The organism is Lysobacter sp. SCRH-1R (assembly GCF_057747855.1).
In genome coordinates, this window is the sequence record NZ_CM173227.1 from 2,900,553 (window position 1) to 2,916,879 (window position 16,327).

A 16,327-nucleotide genomic window follows, 5' to 3' on the forward strand; every position below is an offset into this window, starting at 1 on the left:
CAGAATCGTGCTTCCCCTTCGCCGTGAAGAGAGAGACCGCCATGACCAGCCGTCGCGAGTTCATCTCCACCGCCACCCTGGCCGCCGCCGGCGTCGCACTGGCGCCGCTCGCCGCGTGCAGCCAGGAGCGCGCCGCCCCGGCCGCCGCGAACACCGCGCCTGCGAAGCCGTTCAGCGGCACGCTGATTACGCGGCCGATTCCCTCCAGCGGCGAGAAGATCCCCGTCATCGGCATGGGCACGTCGGGAAGCTTCGAGGTCGGCGCCGACGCCGGCGAGCGCGCACCGCTGCGCGACGTGCTGGAAGCCTTCGTGGGCGCGGGCGGAAAACTCATCGACACCGCACCCACCTACTCCACCGCCGAGGACGTGCTGGGCGATCTCATCGCGCAGACGAACACGCGCGGGAAGCTGTTCATCGCGACCAAGCTTTCCGGCGTCACCGGGCGCGATGAAGGGCTCGCGCAGTTCAACGACACGCTGCGCCGCCTGCGCACCGACCAGGTCGAGCTGCTGCAGGTGCACAACCTGCGCGACACCGCGACGCAGATGGCGTTGATCCGCGAACTCAAGCAGCAGGGAAAGACGAAATACACCGGCCTCACGCATTACCGCGAGGACGGCCAGGCGCAGCTCGCCGACGAGATGCGCAAACACAAGCCCGATTTCATCCAGATCAACTATTCGCCCGTGTCGCGCGGCGCCGAGCAGACGGTGTTCCCGCTCGCGCAGGAGCTGGGCTGCGCGGTGATGATCAACCGCGCCTTCGAGGACGGCCGGCTCATCTCGCAGGTGCGCGACAAACCGCTGCCGCCGTGGGCGAATGAGGTTGGCGCGGATTCGTGGGCGCAGCTGTTCCTGAAGTTCGTGCTGAGCCATCCGGCGGTGACGGTGGTGATTCCCGCGACGTCGAAGGTGAAGCACCAGGTCGACAACCTGCGTGCGGGCACGGGCGCGCTGCTGGACGCGAAGCAGCGCCAGGCGCTGATCGCGGCGCTGGCCTGAGCGCGGCGGCGGCATGGACTGGCGAGCGCGCATCGCACGCACCTTCGGCATCGCCGAGGGCGAAGCACAGCCGGTGCTGACCGGCGCCACGCTGTTCTTCGTGATGTTCGCCGGCTATTTCATGTTGCGGCCGGTGCGCGAAACGATGGGCGTCGCCGGCGGCGTGGACAACCTGCAATGGCTGTTCACCGGTACGTTCCTGGCGACGCTCGCGGCGATGCCGCTGTTCGGCTGGATCGCGTCGAAAGTGCCGCGCCGGCGCATCCTGCCGTGGACGTTCGGCTTCTTCGCGGTGAACCTGGCGCTGTTCGCGATCGCGTTCCAGCGCGATCCGGAGAACGCGTGGATCGCGCGCACGTTCTACATCTGGATCTCGGTGTTCAACCTGATCGCCATCTCGGTGATCTGGAGCGTGTGCGTCGACCTGTTCCCCAGCGCGCAGGCCAAGCGCCTGTTCGCGCTGATGGCCGCCGGCGCGAGCCTGGGCGGACTGGTCGGGCCGCTGCTGGGCATCGCGCTGGTCGGCCCGATCGGACACGCCGGCCTGCTGTGGCTCGCGGCGGCGCTGCTGCTGGTGGGCATCGGCATCGCACGGCACCTGCAACGCTGGCGCGACGCGCAGCCGGTGCGCGACGAACTCACCGCGCAGGCGCGCGCCCGGCCGCTGGGCGGGCATCCCTTCGCCGGCGTCACGACGGTGCTGCATTCGCCGTACCTGCTCGCCCTCTCGCTGTTCGTGCTGCTGCTGGCGAGCGTGACCACGTTCCTGTACTTCGAACAGGCGCGGCTGGTGGAGCTGAAGTTCCCCGATCGCGAGGACCAGACGCGCGTGTTCGGCACGATCGACGCGATCGTGCAGAGCCTGACCATCCTCTCGCAGTTGTTCATCACCGGCCGCCTGGTGCAGCGCCTGGGCCTCGCGGCGCTGCTGGTGATGGTGCCGGTGGTGATGATGCTGGGCTTCGTGTGGCTGGCGTTCGCGCCGACCTTCGCGGTGCTGGCGGTGGTGATGGTGGTGCGGCGATTCGGCGAATACGCCTTCGTGCGGCCGGGCCGCGAGATGCTGTTCACCGTCGTGCCGATCGAAGCGAAGTACAAGGCGAAGAACTTCATCGATTCGGTCGTGTATCGCGGCGCCGATGCGGTGAGCGGCTGGGCGAAGGCGCTGATCGACATGCTCGCGCAGCAGCCGGCGATCGCCGCGCTGCTGGGTGCGGCGATCGCGCTGGCATGGGCGCTGACGGGTGCCGGGCTGGCGCGGGCGCATTCGCGCGTTGCGGAGAAGGATGCGCTGCCGAAGGGGATCGATGTGGCGGGTGAGGGGATTCGGCGCTGAGGATTGCGTTGTCGCCTTTGTAGCCCGGGTAAGCGAAGCGCACCCGGGAACGCAGTCGCCTCCCCTGCCCGGGTGCGCTTCGCTTACCCGGGTTACAAGGGCTACAAAGGCAGAGACGGTGAGGTAGCGGGCCGGTACGGGCGTGCCCGCGCGTCATCACCGCAACCGCGCCATCGCCCGCACCGGAAACGTCCCCGCTCCGCGCACCTTCGGCGGCATCGCGCTGAACTCGAAGCCCTCGTCGGGCAATGCGCCCAGGTTGCACAAATGCTCGACGATCAGGATGTCCGCGCCGAGCAGCACCGAATGCACCGGACGCGACTTGCCGCTGGTGTCGTCGATGTTCATCGAATCGATGCCGACGAGCCGGACGCCGCAATCGCGCAGGTACTCCGCCGCATCCTGCGTGAGGAACGGATGCTCCACCGCGTACGAGGCCTGGCGCCAGTACGCGTCCCAGCCGGTGTGCACCAGCACCGCGCGACCGCGCAGCTCGCGCTCGCGGAACCAGGAGGCGTCGATCGCGCGCACCTGCCGGTGGTCCGCGCGGATCACGATCGCGTCGAGATCGCAGAACGCCTCCGGCCCGATCTGCGACAGGTCGTGCCCATGTTCGTAACGATGGAACGGGCAATCCAGGTACGTGCCGGTGTTGGCAACCATCTCGATCCTGGCGATCTGGAATTCGGTGCCCGCCTCGTACACCTCACGCGACTTCCCGCGGCTGAGGTAATCGCAGATGCGCGCCGCGGGCAGGCCGGGATACGTGACCAGCCCATCCTCGATGACGTGGCTGAGTTCGAAGTAGCCACGGCGCGCGGGCGCGTCCTGCGCCTTGCGCTTGTGCGGCTCGACGATGATCTTCCTGTTGAGGATGCGCGCGGGGCCGACCATCAGCAGCCGCAGGTCGCGCACGATGTAGTCGACGAGCGCGGCGTCGTCGATGTCGTCGCCGTCGATGTCCAGGCGGAAGTCCTGCCCCTGGATGCCACCGCCGTTGGTGAACTCGATTTCGAAGTCGAAGACGACGCGTTTTTCGGTCATGGCTCATACCGCCGCGAAATGAACTCCCACTCCTGCGAATGCAGGGGTGAGGAGGAAGGTTTGCGCCCCAGTGGCGCGCGTCCCGACGATGGCCATCGGACCATGCCCGATGGCCGCGGGGCCGGGAAGGGATGCACAGCGCGGGTGCCTCGACGCAAGCATCAGCATCGCTGCATCGCACGCCCTACCCTCACCCAACCCCTTTCCCGACGGGAGAGGGGCCAGAACCATGCTCACCGGGAAGCACGCTGGCTGAACGCCACGCTCCCCAGGATCATCGCCCCGGCGATGCCCATCTTGATCGTCAGCGGCTCGTCCAGCAGCAGCCACGCCCACGCGACGCCGAACACCGGGATCAGGTACGTCACGGTCGACGCGCGGCTCGCGCCGATGCGGGCGATCAGCCGGTAATACATGACGAACGCCAATCCCGTGCAGACCACGCCAAGCATGCCGGCGGAGAACCATGACTTCATCGGGATCGGGTTCGTCGGCCAGTACGCGATGGCGAACGGCAGCGTCAGCAGCGCCGAGGCGCCCAGCGTCGCCGACGCGACCGCCGCCGGCGGCAGCCCGGTCAGATGACGCCGCACCAGGTTGATGCCGATGCCGTACAGGAACGACGCCGTCGCGCCCGCCGCCACCGCCCAGCCGACCTGGTCGCCGCCGGCGGTCTTGTCGCCGGCCAGCACGACTACGCCGAGGAAACCGGCCACCAGCGCCACCGCGCGACGCGCGCCGATCTTCTCGTGGAAGAACAGGAAGCCCACCAGCGCGGTGAACAGCACGGTCATCGCATTGGCGATCGCGCCGATGCCGGCCGGCGCACGCTGCGCGGCCCAGGCGAACAGCAGGAACGGCACGGCCGAGTTGATCGCGCCGATGATCGCCAGCTTCGGCCACAGCCGCAGCGGGAACTGCGCGCGTGCGCGCCACAGGAACGGCAGCAGCACGAGCGAGCCCAGCGCCAGGCGCACTTCCACCAGCGCCAGCGCGCCGAAGTCCTTGGCGGCCACGCGCATGAACAGGAACGAGGCGCCCCAGATCGCGCCCAGCAGCGCCAGTTCGAGCGGGGTGAGCCAGCCGCGTTCGCGCGAGTCGGGCAGTGCGGGAGCGGTCACAGCGGTGTTCATCGCAAAACCTCGTGGGGTGAGGATGTCGGACGCGGGGTCAACCCTGCGTGGGGTGGTAGCAGTGCGCGATCGATTCCGGGCTGCCCCCGGCGGCCAGGAACGCGGCGTCGCCCAGGTTCAGGCCGATCAGGCGCACGCCGGTTTCGGTGTGCGGGCGGTGCCGGCTGTCGGGCGCGAAGTACACGTAGGTGCCCGGGCCGAAGCGCGCGTCGCCTTCGATCACCTCGCCTTCGATGACGTAATACGACTCGCCCGTCTCGTGGTGGTCGAACACCGGCCACTGCGCGCCCGGCGCCATGTCGACGATCCACACGCGCACGCCGGGGCCGGCGGGAAGGTCGCGGCGCGTGCAGCCTTCGCCTATTTCGAGCGCGGGGATCGCGTCGACGTTCCAGGCCTGCATCGGCACGGGCGCGGCGACGCGTTGGATGGCCTCGGCCTCATACGCGGTGTCGTCGAAGGCGATGTCGTTTCGGTCCATGGGGGCTCCGCTGCATCGCCCGGGCGGGGGCGGGCGATGGGATCTGGGATCGGATGGGAAAGCAGGACTTTTGCCGGAACGGCTATTTTCGTTCAGCCGCCAAGCCTTACAAGCGCATACTTTCGCGGTCAGACAAAAACAGGATTTGAGGCTCACATGGCCCTGCGCGCGGACTGGCTGCCGGCCCTCACGGCGTTCGAATCGGCGGCCCGCCACCAGAACTTCGCCCACGCCGCCGAGGAACTGCACCTCACCGCGAGCGCGGTCAGCCACCACGTCCGCAAGCTCGAGGCGCGGCTGGGCGTGGCGTTGTTCCAGCGCCATGCGCGCGGGGTCTCGTTGACCGTGGAAGGCCGCCAGCTCGCCGACGCCGCCGGCACCGCGCTGGCCGACGTGGACGGCGTGCTGCGCAGCCTGCGCGGCGCGCGCGAGGACGAGGGCCGCGTGCGCATCACCACGCTGCATTCGCTCGCCTACACCTGGTTGCTGCCGCGCCTGCCGGACTTCGCGCACGCGCACCCGGGCGTCCGGCTCAACGTCGACACCGAAATCGCCCTGACCCGTTTCGACGACGGCGGCCCCGACCTGGGCATCCGCCACGGACCCGGCCACTGGCCCGGACTGACGGCGCATTTCCTGATGGACGAATCGCTGTTCCCCGTGGCCTCGCCGGCGTATGCGGCGGCGGCCGGGATCGCGTCCGCGCGCGACGTCGCCGCGCACCCGCTCATTGCCGACCACGCGCGCCAGGGATGGCACGACTGGTTCCGTGCCGCGCACGTGCACGGCGCGAAGTTCGAGGAGCGCTACACCTTCAGCGACACCACCGACGCGATGAAGGCCGCCGCCGAAGGGCTCGGCATCGCATTGGCGCGGTCGCGCATCGCCGTGCCGTACCTCGAACGCGCCCAGCTGGTCCGCCTGCCCGTGCCGGCGATGCCGGCGCGCTGGGGGTATTACGTGGTGTATCCGGCGCACCGGCGATTGCGGCCGGCGGCGCGGGCGTTCGTGGACTGGCTGCTGGGAAGCCTGCAGCGGTGAGTCGCCCAAGGCCTTTGCAGCCCGGGTAAGCGAAGCGCACCCGGGTGGGCGTATCCGCGTGGATGCGCAGGAGCATCCCGGGTGCGGCTTCGCCTTACCCGGGCTACAAGAGCGCGTTGCCGTGCCGATCCCGAATCCCGGAAAAATTTTTCCGGCCCCCGTGTCGATTTCCCCCGCGCTCCTTCGTCGTCTCCACAAGAGCGCGCAATTCCGCGCGCGAACATGGAGAGACGACGATGAAATTCATGGTGATCGTCCATGCCACGCCCGAAAGCGAAGCGGGCGCCCCGCCGAGCGCGGAACTGATCGAACAGATGGGCCGCTATAACGAGGAACTGGCCAAGGCCGGCGTGCTGCTCGATGCGGCCGGGCTGTACGCCAGCGCGAAGGGCGCGCGCGTGCGCTTCGACGGCGACCGCCGCAGCGTGATCGACGGCCCCTTCACCGAATCCAAGGAGCTGGTCGCCGGCTTCTGGCTGTTCCGCACCGCATCGCTGCAGGAAGCGATCGAATGGGTGAAGCGCTGTCCGAATCCAGGCTGCGGTCCCAGCCAGATCGAGATCCGCCAGGTATACGAGGACGGCACCTGCGGCGGCGAACTCCCGGCCGAATCGCACGCACGCAACGAACGCATCCGCGAGCACCTCGAAGCCCGCGCACAGTGAACCCCACCAGGAACCCGGACATGTCGACCCAGATCTTCGTCAACCTTCCCTGCCACGACCTCCCCCGCTCCAAGGCGTTCTTCGAAGCCATCGGCTACCAGAACAACCCGCAGTTCACCGACGACAAGGCCGCCTGCATGGTGGTCAACGACAGCATCCACGTCATGCTGCTGACGCGCGAGTTCTTCGGCACGTTCGTCAGCAAGCCGGTCGCCGACACGCGCGCGGTCGTCGGCGCCATCAACTGCATGTCGCTGGACAGCCGCGAGGCCGTCGATGCGATCCACGACAAGGCGGTGAAGGCCGGCGCTAAATCCGCCGGCGACGCGCAGGACCACGGCTTCATGTACTCGCGCGCGTTCGAGGACCTCGACGGCCACCATTGGGAATTCGTGCACATGAGCGGCATGCCCGACGCCGCCGCCTGATCGTCCACCCGCACAGGAGACATGCCATGCGTTTCATGATGCTGATGATCCCCAGGGGCTACGAGGACGCGAGGCCCGGCACGATGCCGCCCGCCGACCGCGTGGCGGCGATGATGAAATACAACGAATCGCTGCAGAAGGCCGGCGTGCTGCTCGCGCTCGACGGCCTGCACCCGCCGTCGATGGGCGCGCGCGTGAGCTTCGAGGGTGGCCGGCCGCACGTCACCGACGGCCCGTTCGCCGAAGCGAAGGAAGTGCTCGGCGGCTACTGGATGATCCAGGTGAAGTCGCGCGAGGACGCCATCGCATGGGCCTCGCGCTGCCCGGCCTCGGAAAACGAAGTGATCGAAGTGCGCCAGGTGCAGGAATTCGACGACTTCCCCGCCGACGTGCAGGAAGCCGCCGCCGGCTTCGAACAGATGCTGCAATCCCAAAGCAACAAGCCCAACCACTGAGGAAGACCATGTTCAAGATCATCGGACTGATCGTAGTGATCGTCATCGTGGCCGCGCTGCTGTACGCGACCACGCGCCCCGACACCTTCCGCGTCGAGCGCAGCATCGTGGTGAACGCGCCACCGCAACGCGTGTTCGAGCAGTTGAACGACTTCAACCGCTGGCGCGCGTGGTCGCCGTTCGAGACGCTGGATCCGGCGATGAAGCGCGAGATCGCGGGCAATCCGCAGGGCGTCGGCGCGGTGTACTCGTGGGACGGCAATTCCAAGGCGGGCGCGGGGCGCATGGAAATCGTGGAATCGGTGCCCGCCTCGGCGGTGCGCATCCGCCTGGATTTCACCCGCCCGATGGAAGCGCACAACACGGCCGAATTCCTCATCGCCCCCGAAGGCGACGGCGCCAGCCGCGTGACCTGGGCGATGCACGGCCCGCAGCCCTACATCGGCAAGCTGATGTCGCTCGTGTTCAGCATGGACCGGATGCTCGGGAAGGATTTCGAGCGGGGGCTGGTGAGTTTGAAGAGCGTGGCCGAGGGCAAGGGCTGAGCCCGCGATGGGCTGTCGAGCCCCTCTCCCGACGGGAGAGGGGTGGGGCGAGGGGCAACGAAGCGTCAATAGAAACCGCCCGTGCACAGCCGCACTGCCGGTCCCGCGCCATCGCTCCGGTGCTCTTCATCCGCCCTCCGGGCAACCTAGACGACGCCTTTCGCACTTGCACCGTCGTCGCACCGATGCTCTCATCCGTCGCCATGACGGCGACCGACATCCATCGCACCATCGATGCCGTCTGGCGCATCGAATCCGCCCGGCTCATCGCCGCGCTCGCGCGCATGCTGCGCGACGTGGGGCTGGCCGAGGAACTGGCCCAGGACGCGCTGGTCGCGGCGCTGGAGAAATGGCCCGAAAGCGGCGTTCCCGACCAGCCCGGCGCGTGGCTGATGGCCACCGCCAAGCACCGCGCGATCGACCGCCTGCGCCGCAGCAAGCTGCAGCAGCGCAAGCACGAGGAGATCGCGCGCGAGCTGGAGGACGAACAGGCGCACGCCGACGACGCGCACCTGGACGCGCTCGACAATCCGTTCAACGACGACCTGCTGCGCCTGGTGTTCACCGCATGCCATCCCGTGCTGCCGACGCACGCGCAGGTCGCGCTGACGTTGCGACTGCTCGGCGGCCTCACCACGGACGAGATCGCGCGCGCCTTCCTCGTGCCCGAACCGACCATCGCCCAGCGCATCGTGCGCGCCAAGCGCACCCTGGCCGAGAAGCAGGTGCCGTACGAAATGCCGCGCGGCGAGGAGCTGAACGAGCGGCTTTCCTCGGTGCTCGCGGTGATCTACCTGATCTTCAACGAAGGCTACGCGGCCACCGCCGGCGACGACTGGATGCGCCCTGGCCTGTGCGAGGACGCGCAGCGGCTGGGCCGCATGCTCGCCGAACTCATGCCGAACGAGCCGGAAGTGCACGGGCTGGTCGCGTTGATGGAAATCCAGGCGTCGCGCTCGGCCGCGCGCATCGGGCCCGACGGCGACCCGGTGCTGCTGCTCGAACAGAACCGCGCGCGGTGGGACCAGTTGCTGATCCATCGCGGCCTTGGCGCGCTGGAACGCGCGCAGAAACTCGGCTCCGCACGCGGCACCGCGCCCGGCGGGCCGTATGCGCTGCAGGCGGCGATCGCGGCCTGCCATGCACGCGCGGCCACGGCGGAGGACACCGACTGGGCGGCGATCGTCGGCCTGTATGGCGCACTCGCACGCATCACGCCGTCGCCGGTCGTCGAACTCAATCGCGCCGTCGCGCTGTCGATGCTGTTCGGTCCTGAATCGGGCCTGGCGGTGGTCGACGCGCTGACCGGCGAGCCCGCACTGAAGGACTACCACCTGCTGCCGGCGGTGCGCGGCGATCTGCTGAGGAAGCTGGAACGCTGGAGCGAGGCGCGCGACGAGTTCCAACGCGCCGCGCAGATGACCCGCAACGCGCGCGAACAGGCGCTGCTGCACCGGCGCGCCGCCGAATGCGCGGCGGCGGCCGGTGCGGACGATGCGACGGCGGTTACTCGGCCGTCATCGAAACGATCGGCTTGAATCCGCCCCAGAACATGCGGCGGCCATCGAACGGCAGGGACTTGGGATCCATCCCGGCCAGGCGCGGATCCTTCATCACCTGCGCGTTGATCTTGTCGCGCGCCTTGCGCGACTTGTAGACGATCCACGAGAACACCACGACCTCGTCCGGCTTGAGCTTCACCGCCTGCGGGAACGAGGTGGTCTTGCCGGGCTGCACGTCGTCGGCGACGCACTCGTGGTATTCCAGCGCGCCGTATTCGAGCCAGATCTTGCCCGCCATGCGCGCGAGCTTCTTGTAGGCGTCCACGTTGTCGCGCGGGACGGGAAGGACGAATCCATCGACATAGAAGGCCATGCGTTCACTCCTGTGGTGGCGGCGGGAAGCCGCAGGATGGGGAATGGCGTGTTAGCGGAAGGTTTTTCTGCTTCTGCTCCCTCCCCCGGCTCGCAGGGGAGGGTCGGGGAGCGGTACGAAGCCGCGAAGCGGCGAGCCTCACGGCGTGCGCGTGGCTTCGACCTGGATGCGCAGCGAGACCGTCATGTCGAACCCGTAGTCCTTGCCGGCATCGATGCCGAACGCATCGCGCTGGAAATCGCCGTACGCATCGGCGCCGCACAGCTCGCGCTTGTTCAGCGGATGCGGGATGCACTTGAAGCGCCCGATCGTCAGGTCCACCGGCTTCGTCACGCCGTGCAGCGTCAGCTCGCCCTTCACGCGCGTGGGCGCGCCATCGCGGAAATCGGCGAGCGTGCCCTTGTACGTGGCCTGCGGGAACTTCGCCGTATCGAGCAGCGTGTCGTTGCGCGCGTGCTCGTTCATCGCGTCCAGGCCGTAGTCGATGCTCGTGGTGTCGATGACGACGTCGACCGTGCCCGTCTGCGCCTGGCGATCGAGGGTGATCTGCCCGCTGCTGCGGTTGAACTTGCCGCGCCACACGGAAATGCCCATGTGGTCGGCTTCGAAGCTGGGGAACGTGTGGGCCGGGTCGATCTCGTACACGGCCGGCGCGGCGGTCGCCACGGCGGCGGTGAGCGACAGCGCGGCGGCGAGCAGCGCGCGGGGGAACGGGGGGCGGCGGGTGGACATCGGGTGGCTCCTCGGGGTCGTCGTGGCCGCGGCGGTCTGGCGGCCTTCATGGGTTCGACGAATGAGGAATCGGGAAATCGACATGGCCGCCCGAAGCACGGCGGTCGTTGCAGCGCGAGGCTACGGCCTATTTCCCCCGCCCCGCCCTGCGCGCCGCCGCGAGCGCCAGCTCCGCCCATGGGCGCATCGCCTCGGCGGATTCCAACGCCTCCCCGGGCACGGACCAGTAGCTCATCGTGATCGGCTCCGCCTGCCCCAGGTAGACGTACGGTTCGCTGCCGGCCGCTTCGAAATGCAGGCGCGTCTCGGCATCCACCTTCAGGTAGAACGCGTCTTCCATCACCACGCCGATCAGCTCGCCGTCGAGGTACACGCCATGTCCCCCGAACATCGCACGCGAGGTCACGCTGCCGAGTGGATCGAGCAGGTCGTGGAGGTGGGCGAGCAGTGCGTTGGCCATGGAAGTTGCCAAGAACGAGAAACGAGAAACGAGGAACCGGGAATTAGGAGTGAGAAACGAGCCGTCCCATCCGTTTCCCGCTCCTGTCCACTCGTTCTAGAACCGATGCCACAGGCGCACGTACCACGAGGCGCCATTGAGGCCGAACTGCACGCTCTCGTAGATGTGGCCGTTGTCGGTTTCATCCGGGTTCTGGCGCGTGGGGAACTTGTCGAACACGTTCGCGCCGCCGACGGTCAGCTTGGTGTTCCCGGCGAAGGCATAGGTGAGGCTGACGTCGGCCGAGGCCTTGCTCGCGTAATGCTGGTTCGGCACGCCGGCGGCGGTGCCGGAGAAGGTGCCCAGCTCCTGCTCGCCGAAGTAGATGCCCTTCACGCTCGCCTCCCACGCGCCGCGCGCGTAATCCACGCCCAGCACCGCCTTGCTGCGCGGCGCGCCGTTCTCGATGAACAGGCGGTCGCGTTCGGGCAGCAGCACGTCCTCGCGGCCCACCAGCGCCGGCGGCGTGTTCACCTGCGTCACCTCGGTCTTGCTGTAGTTCGCGCCCAGGTACGTGCTCCACTTCGCGTCGGCCCAGTCGAAGTCGTAGTTGACCGTGAGGTCGGCGCCCTCGGTGCGCGTGTCCACCGCGTTGAAGAAGAAGCGCGCCAGGCCCACGTCCATCGCTTCCAGGATCGGCCCGATCGACGGGTCGCTGGTGTCGAAATCGCCGCTGAGCACGACGCGGTCGTCGATGTCGATGCGGTACAGGTCCAGCGTCATCGACACGTTGTCGCGCGGCGTCCAGGTCAGGCCGAGCGTCGCGCTCTGCGAGGTCTCCTCGGTGAGGTTCGGCACGCCCGCAAGCCGCGCGAGTTCGCTGTCGTTGGAGGCGATCACCACGTCCACCGGCTCGCCGCTGATGAAATCGGTGATGGTCGAGGAGAAGTACTTCTGCTGCAGCGACGGCGCGCGGAAGCCGGTGCTCACCGAACCGCGCAGCATCACCGTGTCGGTCGCGCGCAGGGCGGCGGCGATCTTGCCGTCGAGCGTGCTGCCGAAGTCGCTGAAGTCCTCGTAGCGCACCGCGTAGCCCATCATGAAGCGGTCGGTGTAGTTCACTTCCACGTCGACGTAACCGGCAGTGCTGTCGCGCGACTTGTCGGTGACGTCCCCCGGCTGGAAGCCCGGGAAACCCTGGCTGCCCGGATTGCCGCCCTCGCCCGCGCCGTCGTAATCGAGGTACGAACCTTCCTCGCCTTCGCGGATGCGGTAACGTTCCTCGCGCTGTTCCAGGCCGAAGGCGATGTTGACGCCGGCCAGCAGGCCGTCGAAGTAACGCGACACGTCGAAGTTGCTGGTGTTCTGCTGGAACGAGAAACCGCCGGCGTCGAAGCTCGCCGGGCTGATGCCGGCGCCGCCGTTGAGCAGGTCGAGGTTCGCGAGCGACGCGTTCAACGTGTTGTTGATCGTGTAGCGCAGCTCGTTGTAGCCGTAGGTGTGCGACAGATCCCAATGCCACTGCGCGATGTCGCCGCGCGCGCCGATGATGCCGTAGCGGTCTTCCAGCTCGCCGTCGATGAAGGGCACGAAGCCGTCGGGATACATCGCCGCCGAGTTGCGCGAGGGAATGTCCTCCGAACCGATGCCCTCGCGCGCGAACGCGGCCGAGGACGCATCGCGCGACTGCATGCCGGCGGTGAAGTACACCTCGGCGGGCGCATCCCCGAGCGGCGAATCGCCGTTGAGGTAGACCGTGCGATTGGTCACTTCCGAGTCGCCGATGATGCGCGGGCTGCCCTTGGGCACGGAGCGGTCGGAACGGCCGCGGTCCTGCCATTCGCCGGTGACGGTGAACATGCCGCCGGTGGCGAGTTCCGCGCCGCAGTACGCGCTTGCGAGCCAGTTCTCGCCGTCGCCCCGGGTGTATTCGCCGTAGCCGGCGACGGCTTCGCATCCCTTGTCGCGCTTGAGCGAGATGTTCATGACGCCGGCGATGGCGTCCGAACCGTACTGCGCGGCGGCGCCATCGCGAAGGACTTCGACGGCATCGACCGCCATCAGCGGGATCGAGTTGAGGTCGGTGCCGGTGTTGCCGCGATTGCGCGCGCCGTAGATGTTCACCAGCGACACGGTATGGCGGCGCTTGCCGTTCACCAGCACCAGGGTCTGGTCGGAGCCCAGGCCACGCAGCGCGGCGCCGTCGATCAGGTCCGCGCCGTCGGCGCCGGTCTGGCGGGTGGAGGTGAACGAGGGCGAGGCGTACTGCAGCGTCTGCGCGAGGTCGAACTGCGCGCCTTCCTCGACCGCCTGGTCCATCGGCAACACGTCCACGGGCGACATGGATGCCGTGTCGGACGAGCGCTGCACGCGGCGCGAGCCGAGGACGGAGACGGTTTCGAGGGTCGTCGCGCGGCCGGTTTCCTCGGCACGCGCTTCGGCGGCGGTTTCGGGCTCGCCGGTGACCGGCGGAGCCTGCTGGGCCAGCGCGGCGCTGCTGCCGAGCAGCCCGCCTCCCAGCCAGAGTGCGGTGGTCACTGCGCGGAACAGACGGCTGCGGTGCTGGCTCATGGGCACTCCCGGCGTTGGCGTGCCCTGAGCCTATAACGAAATGTTAAGAATTTGCCAATTTTGTTTTTTCGTTTTGCGGAGCGCGGTGCCCGGACAAGCGCCCGGATGCGCGACGGGCCCCGGGTGCGCGTCGCTTACCCGGGCTGCAAAGGCAACCGCGCGTCGTGACATCCGCCCCATGACACCGGCGACAATGGCCGGCCCTCCGCCGCCGCCGCCGCACCGCATGACCCCGACCCGCAAGGCGCAACTGCAAATCCATTTCTGCGTGCTGCTGTGGGGGTTCACCGCGATCCTGGGCAAGCTCATCACCCTGCCCGCTGCTGCCGCTGGTGTGGTGGCGGATGTTGCTGGTGGTCGCCGCGCTCGCGCTGGTGCCGCGCGTGTGGCGCGGACTGCGCGCGATGTCGCCGCGCACGATGCTCGCCTACGCCGGCATCGGCGCACTCGTCGCGCTGCACTGGCTCACCTTCTACGGCGCGATCAAGCTGTCGAACGCCTCCGTCGGCGCGACCTGCATGGCGCTGGGCACCGTGTTCGTGGCGATGATCGAACCTTGGCTGACGCGCACTCGGTTCTCCAAGCGCGAACTCGCGCTGGGCCTGATGGTGTTGCCGGGCGTGGTACTGGTGGTCGGCGGCGTGCCGGCGGGCATGCGCGCGGGCATCGCGGTGGGTGCGGTGTCGGCGTTGCTGGTGGCGGTGTTCGGTTCGCTCAACAAGCGCATGGTCGAACATGGCGACCCGCTCACCGTCACCGCGCTGGAACTCGGCGCCGGCGTGCTCATGCTGACCCTGCTCGCGCCGCTGATGCCACTGTTGTTCCCGGCCTTCGCCGGCCCGCTGCTGGTGACGCCCGGCGCGCACGACGCCGCGCTGCTGCTCGGCCTCGCATTGGCGTGCACGCTGCTCCCGTTCAGCCTGTCGCTGGTGGCGCTGCGCCACATGAGCGCGTTCGCGCAGCAGCTCGCGGTGAACCTGGAACCGGTCTACGCCATCGTCCTGGCCGCGCTGCTGCTGGGCGAACAGCGCGAGCTCACGACGCTGTTCTACGTGGGCGTGGCGATCATCCTCGCCGCCGTGTTCATCCATCCGCTGCTGGGCCGGCCGCACCCGGTCGATCCGGAGGTGCTGGGGACGGCAGAGGCGAAGGGCTAGGCACGAGTGAAACAGGAACGAAAAACGAGTGAAGGCGCCGGCCGCAACTCGTTTCTCGTTCCTCGCCGCCCGTTTCTCGCTTACCCTGCCCGGAACTCCGCAGTCGCCCGCCGCCCATGTACCTCGAGCACTACGGCCTGACCGAGCCGCCGTTCTCGATCACGCCGGACCCGCGCTTCGTGTTCCTCAGCGAACGCCACCGCGATGCGCTGGCGCACCTGCTGTTCGGCATCACGCAGGGCGGCGGCGGCGGGTTCGTGCAACTCACCGGCGAGGTCGGAACCGGCAAGACCACGCTGTGCCGGTTGCTGCTGGAACAGGTGCCGGAGAACGCGCGCGTCGCGCTGGTGCTCAATCCCCGCGTCACGCCGGTGGAACTGCTCGAATCGATCTGCGAGGAACTGCACATCGACCTGGACGGCCGGCGCGGCAGCACGAAGGCGCTGGTCGATGCGCTCAACGTCTACCTGCTCGATGCCTACGCGCAGGGGCTGCGCGTGGTGCTGGTGATCGACGAGGCACAGAACCTGTCGGTCGAGGCGCTCGAACAGGTGCGCCTGCTCACCAACCTGGAAACCCCGACGCAGAAGCTGCTGCAGATCGTGCTGCTCGCGCAGCCGGAACTGCGCCGCATGCTCGCGCGCGAGGACCTGCGCCAACTCGCGCAGCGCATCACCGCGCGCTTCCACCTCACGCCGCTGGATGCGTCGGAAACCGGCGATTACCTGCGCCACCGTTATCGCGTCGCCGGTGGCACGCGGTTTCCGTTCGACGGCTCGGCGCTGAAGCGCATCCACGCGCATTCCGGCGGCGTGCCGCGCCTGATCAACGTGATCGCCGAACGCAGCCTGCTCGCCGGTTACGCGCACGACGTGGCGATGCTGGATGCGCGCTGGGTCGATCGCGCGGCGGCCGAAGTGTTGCCGGCATCGAAGCCGCGCACGCGCCGGACGTGGATGTTCGCGCTGCCGGCGGCGGCGGTCCTGGCCGCGGCGGCGTTCGCCTTCGCCGGCGGATGGTGGACGCGCGCGCCGGTCCGCGCCGACGCCGTCGCGAAACCCACGCCCGCGCCCGCCAGGCCGGTCACGGTCGCGGCGACGACGCCCGCGGACACCACCATGCGCCTGGACGCCGAAACCTTCGCCGCCGCGCTGCGAGACGCGCCCCTGCGGCAGGGCGCGACGGGCGTGATGGTGGAGTGGATCGCACGCCGCCTGCGGCCCGCGTACCTGCCGGCCTCGACCGCGCCGGCGGTGTTCGACACGGCGATGCAGGACGCGGTGCGGCGTTTCCAGCACGACGCCGGCCTGGTCGCCGATGGCGTGGTCGGCCCCGCCACGCTGATGGCGCTGGCGGCGCGGGACGACGCGCCGCAGCGGCTGGGCTCGCTCGACACCACGCCTGCGCAGGGAGTGAAGTGA

The 16,327-nt window shown here is 68.7% G+C and carries 16 protein-coding genes and 1 pseudogene; 10 read left to right on the forward strand and 7 right to left on the reverse strand.

Annotated elements, in window-relative coordinates; translation table 11 throughout:
• Positions 1-41 precede the first annotated feature (41 nt).
• Together AC3ANK_RS13200 and AC3ANK_RS13205 are read left to right on the forward strand one after the other, a co-directional pair.
• On the forward strand, positions 42-1,004 hold the full coding sequence (locus AC3ANK_RS13200; RefSeq protein WP_484171391.1) for an aldo/keto reductase: 963 nt from the start codon (positions 42-44) through the stop codon (positions 1,002-1,004).
• Positions 1,005-1,017: 13 nt separating this feature from the next.
• Entirely contained in the window at positions 1,018-2,340 is a 1,323-nt protein-coding gene (locus tag AC3ANK_RS13205) for an NTP/NDP exchange transporter (RefSeq protein WP_206861218.1), read from the forward strand.
• A gap of 156 nt (positions 2,341-2,496) precedes the next feature.
• Here the strand turns inward: AC3ANK_RS13205 and AC3ANK_RS13210 are convergent, their stop codons facing one another.
• From AC3ANK_RS13210 to AC3ANK_RS13220, 3 genes are all read right to left on the reverse strand, one after another.
• Entirely contained in the window at positions 2,497-3,384 is an 888-nt protein-coding gene (locus AC3ANK_RS13210) for a cyclase family protein (protein WP_484171392.1), read from the reverse strand.
• 233 nt (positions 3,385-3,617) lie between these two features.
• Entirely contained in the window at positions 3,618-4,517 is a 900-nt protein-coding gene (locus AC3ANK_RS13215; protein WP_206861220.1) for a DMT family transporter, read from the reverse strand.
• Between the two features lie 37 nt (positions 4,518-4,554).
• On the reverse strand, positions 4,555-4,998 hold the full coding sequence (locus AC3ANK_RS13220; protein WP_206861221.1) for a cupin domain-containing protein: 444 nt from the start codon (positions 4,996-4,998) through the stop codon (positions 4,555-4,557).
• Between the two features lie 156 nt (positions 4,999-5,154).
• Here AC3ANK_RS13220 and AC3ANK_RS13225 point away from each other — a divergent pair, with 156 nt between their 5' ends.
• From AC3ANK_RS13225 to AC3ANK_RS13250, 6 genes are all read left to right on the forward strand, one after another.
• Entirely contained in the window at positions 5,155-6,039 is an 885-nt protein-coding gene (locus tag AC3ANK_RS13225; protein ID WP_484171393.1) for a LysR substrate-binding domain-containing protein, read from the forward strand.
• Between the two features lie 236 nt (positions 6,040-6,275).
• Positions 6,276-6,704, forward strand: a complete 429-nt coding sequence (locus AC3ANK_RS13230) for a YciI family protein (RefSeq protein WP_206861223.1) — start codon at positions 6,276-6,278, stop codon at positions 6,702-6,704.
• Positions 6,705-6,724: 20 nt separating this feature from the next.
• Complete coding sequence (locus tag AC3ANK_RS13235; protein ID WP_206861224.1) at positions 6,725-7,132, forward strand: VOC family protein; 408 nt, start codon at positions 6,725-6,727, stop codon at positions 7,130-7,132.
• 26 nt (positions 7,133-7,158) lie between these two features.
• Entirely contained in the window at positions 7,159-7,587 is a 429-nt protein-coding gene (locus AC3ANK_RS13240; protein WP_484171394.1) for a YciI family protein, read from the forward strand.
• 8 nt (positions 7,588-7,595) lie between these two features.
• Positions 7,596-8,132, forward strand: a complete 537-nt coding sequence (locus AC3ANK_RS13245) for an SRPBCC family protein (RefSeq protein WP_206861226.1) — start codon at positions 7,596-7,598, stop codon at positions 8,130-8,132.
• Positions 8,133-8,335: 203 nt separating this feature from the next.
• Positions 8,336-9,670 (forward strand): RNA polymerase sigma factor, encoded by a 1,335-nt coding sequence (locus tag AC3ANK_RS13250; RefSeq protein ID WP_484172883.1) that lies wholly within the window; start codon positions 8,336-8,338, stop codon positions 9,668-9,670.
• On the opposite strand, the gene AC3ANK_RS13255 is transcribed toward AC3ANK_RS13250, so the two are convergent.
• The 4 genes from AC3ANK_RS13255 to AC3ANK_RS13270 all read right to left on the reverse strand — a co-directional run bounded on the left by AC3ANK_RS13255 (position 9,639) and on the right by AC3ANK_RS13270 (position 13,749).
• Positions 9,639-10,007 carry a DUF1428 domain-containing protein gene (locus tag AC3ANK_RS13255; RefSeq protein ID WP_206861227.1) on the reverse strand — a complete coding sequence of 123 codons (369 nt, stop codon included), beginning with the start codon at positions 10,005-10,007 and terminating at the stop codon, positions 9,639-9,641. The genes AC3ANK_RS13250 and AC3ANK_RS13255 overlap by 32 nt on opposite strands.
• Before the next feature lie 138 nt (positions 10,008-10,145).
• Positions 10,146-10,739: a YceI family protein gene (locus tag AC3ANK_RS13260; protein ID WP_206861228.1), complete on the reverse strand. Its 594-nt coding sequence runs from the start codon at positions 10,737-10,739 to the stop codon at positions 10,146-10,148.
• A 127-nt stretch (positions 10,740-10,866) separates the two neighbouring features.
• The gene (locus AC3ANK_RS13265; RefSeq protein ID WP_484171395.1) at positions 10,867-11,199 is read right to left on the reverse strand and encodes a TfoX/Sxy family protein; all 333 of its coding nucleotides are present in this window, start codon (positions 11,197-11,199) and stop codon (positions 10,867-10,869) included.
• Positions 11,200-11,295: 96 nt separating this feature from the next.
• On the reverse strand, positions 11,296-13,749 hold the full coding sequence (locus AC3ANK_RS13270; RefSeq protein WP_484171396.1) for a TonB-dependent receptor plug domain-containing protein: 2,454 nt from the start codon (positions 13,747-13,749) through the stop codon (positions 11,296-11,298).
• 226 nt (positions 13,750-13,975) lie between these two features.
• Between AC3ANK_RS13270 and AC3ANK_RS13275 the strand changes: the two are divergent.
• Together AC3ANK_RS13275 and AC3ANK_RS13280 are read left to right on the forward strand one after the other, a co-directional pair.
• A pseudogene (locus AC3ANK_RS13275) lies at positions 13,976-14,906 on the forward strand (DMT family transporter).
• A gap of 116 nt (positions 14,907-15,022) precedes the next feature.
• Positions 15,023-16,327 carry an ExeA family protein gene (locus AC3ANK_RS13280; RefSeq protein WP_484171397.1) on the forward strand — a complete coding sequence of 435 codons (1,305 nt, stop codon included), beginning with the start codon at positions 15,023-15,025 and terminating at the stop codon, positions 16,325-16,327.

Bases quoted from the DNA above. Each gene is read 5' to 3' on its own strand.
- AC3ANK_RS13200 (WP_484171391.1), top strand. From the start codon at position 42: ATGACCAGCCGTCGCGAGTTCATCTCCACCGCCACCCTGGCCGCCGCC.
- AC3ANK_RS13205 (WP_206861218.1), top strand. From the start codon at position 1,018: ATGGACTGGCGAGCGCGCATCGCACGCACCTTCGGCATCGCCGAGGGC.
- AC3ANK_RS13210 (WP_484171392.1), bottom strand. From the start codon at position 3,384: ATGACCGAAAAACGCGTCGTCTTCGACTTCGAAATCGAGTTCACCAAC.
- AC3ANK_RS13215 (WP_206861220.1), bottom strand. From the start codon at position 4,517: ATGAACACCGCTGTGACCGCTCCCGCACTGCCCGACTCGCGCGAACGC.
- AC3ANK_RS13220 (WP_206861221.1), bottom strand. From the start codon at position 4,998: ATGGACCGAAACGACATCGCCTTCGACGACACCGCGTATGAGGCCGAG.
- AC3ANK_RS13225 (WP_484171393.1), top strand. From the start codon at position 5,155: ATGGCCCTGCGCGCGGACTGGCTGCCGGCCCTCACGGCGTTCGAATCG.
- AC3ANK_RS13230 (WP_206861223.1), top strand. From the start codon at position 6,276: ATGAAATTCATGGTGATCGTCCATGCCACGCCCGAAAGCGAAGCGGGC.
- AC3ANK_RS13235 (WP_206861224.1), top strand. From the start codon at position 6,725: ATGTCGACCCAGATCTTCGTCAACCTTCCCTGCCACGACCTCCCCCGC.
- AC3ANK_RS13240 (WP_484171394.1), top strand. From the start codon at position 7,159: ATGCGTTTCATGATGCTGATGATCCCCAGGGGCTACGAGGACGCGAGG.
- AC3ANK_RS13245 (WP_206861226.1), top strand. From the start codon at position 7,596: ATGTTCAAGATCATCGGACTGATCGTAGTGATCGTCATCGTGGCCGCG.
- AC3ANK_RS13250 (WP_484172883.1), top strand. From the start codon at position 8,336: ATGACGGCGACCGACATCCATCGCACCATCGATGCCGTCTGGCGCATC.
- AC3ANK_RS13255 (WP_206861227.1), bottom strand. From the start codon at position 10,007: ATGGCCTTCTATGTCGATGGATTCGTCCTTCCCGTCCCGCGCGACAAC.
- AC3ANK_RS13260 (WP_206861228.1), bottom strand. From the start codon at position 10,739: ATGTCCACCCGCCGCCCCCCGTTCCCCCGCGCGCTGCTCGCCGCCGCG.
- AC3ANK_RS13265 (WP_484171395.1), bottom strand. From the start codon at position 11,199: ATGGCCAACGCACTGCTCGCCCACCTCCACGACCTGCTCGATCCACTC.
- AC3ANK_RS13270 (WP_484171396.1), bottom strand. From the start codon at position 13,749: ATGAGCCAGCACCGCAGCCGTCTGTTCCGCGCAGTGACCACCGCACTC.
- AC3ANK_RS13280 (WP_484171397.1), top strand. From the start codon at position 15,023: ATGTACCTCGAGCACTACGGCCTGACCGAGCCGCCGTTCTCGATCACG.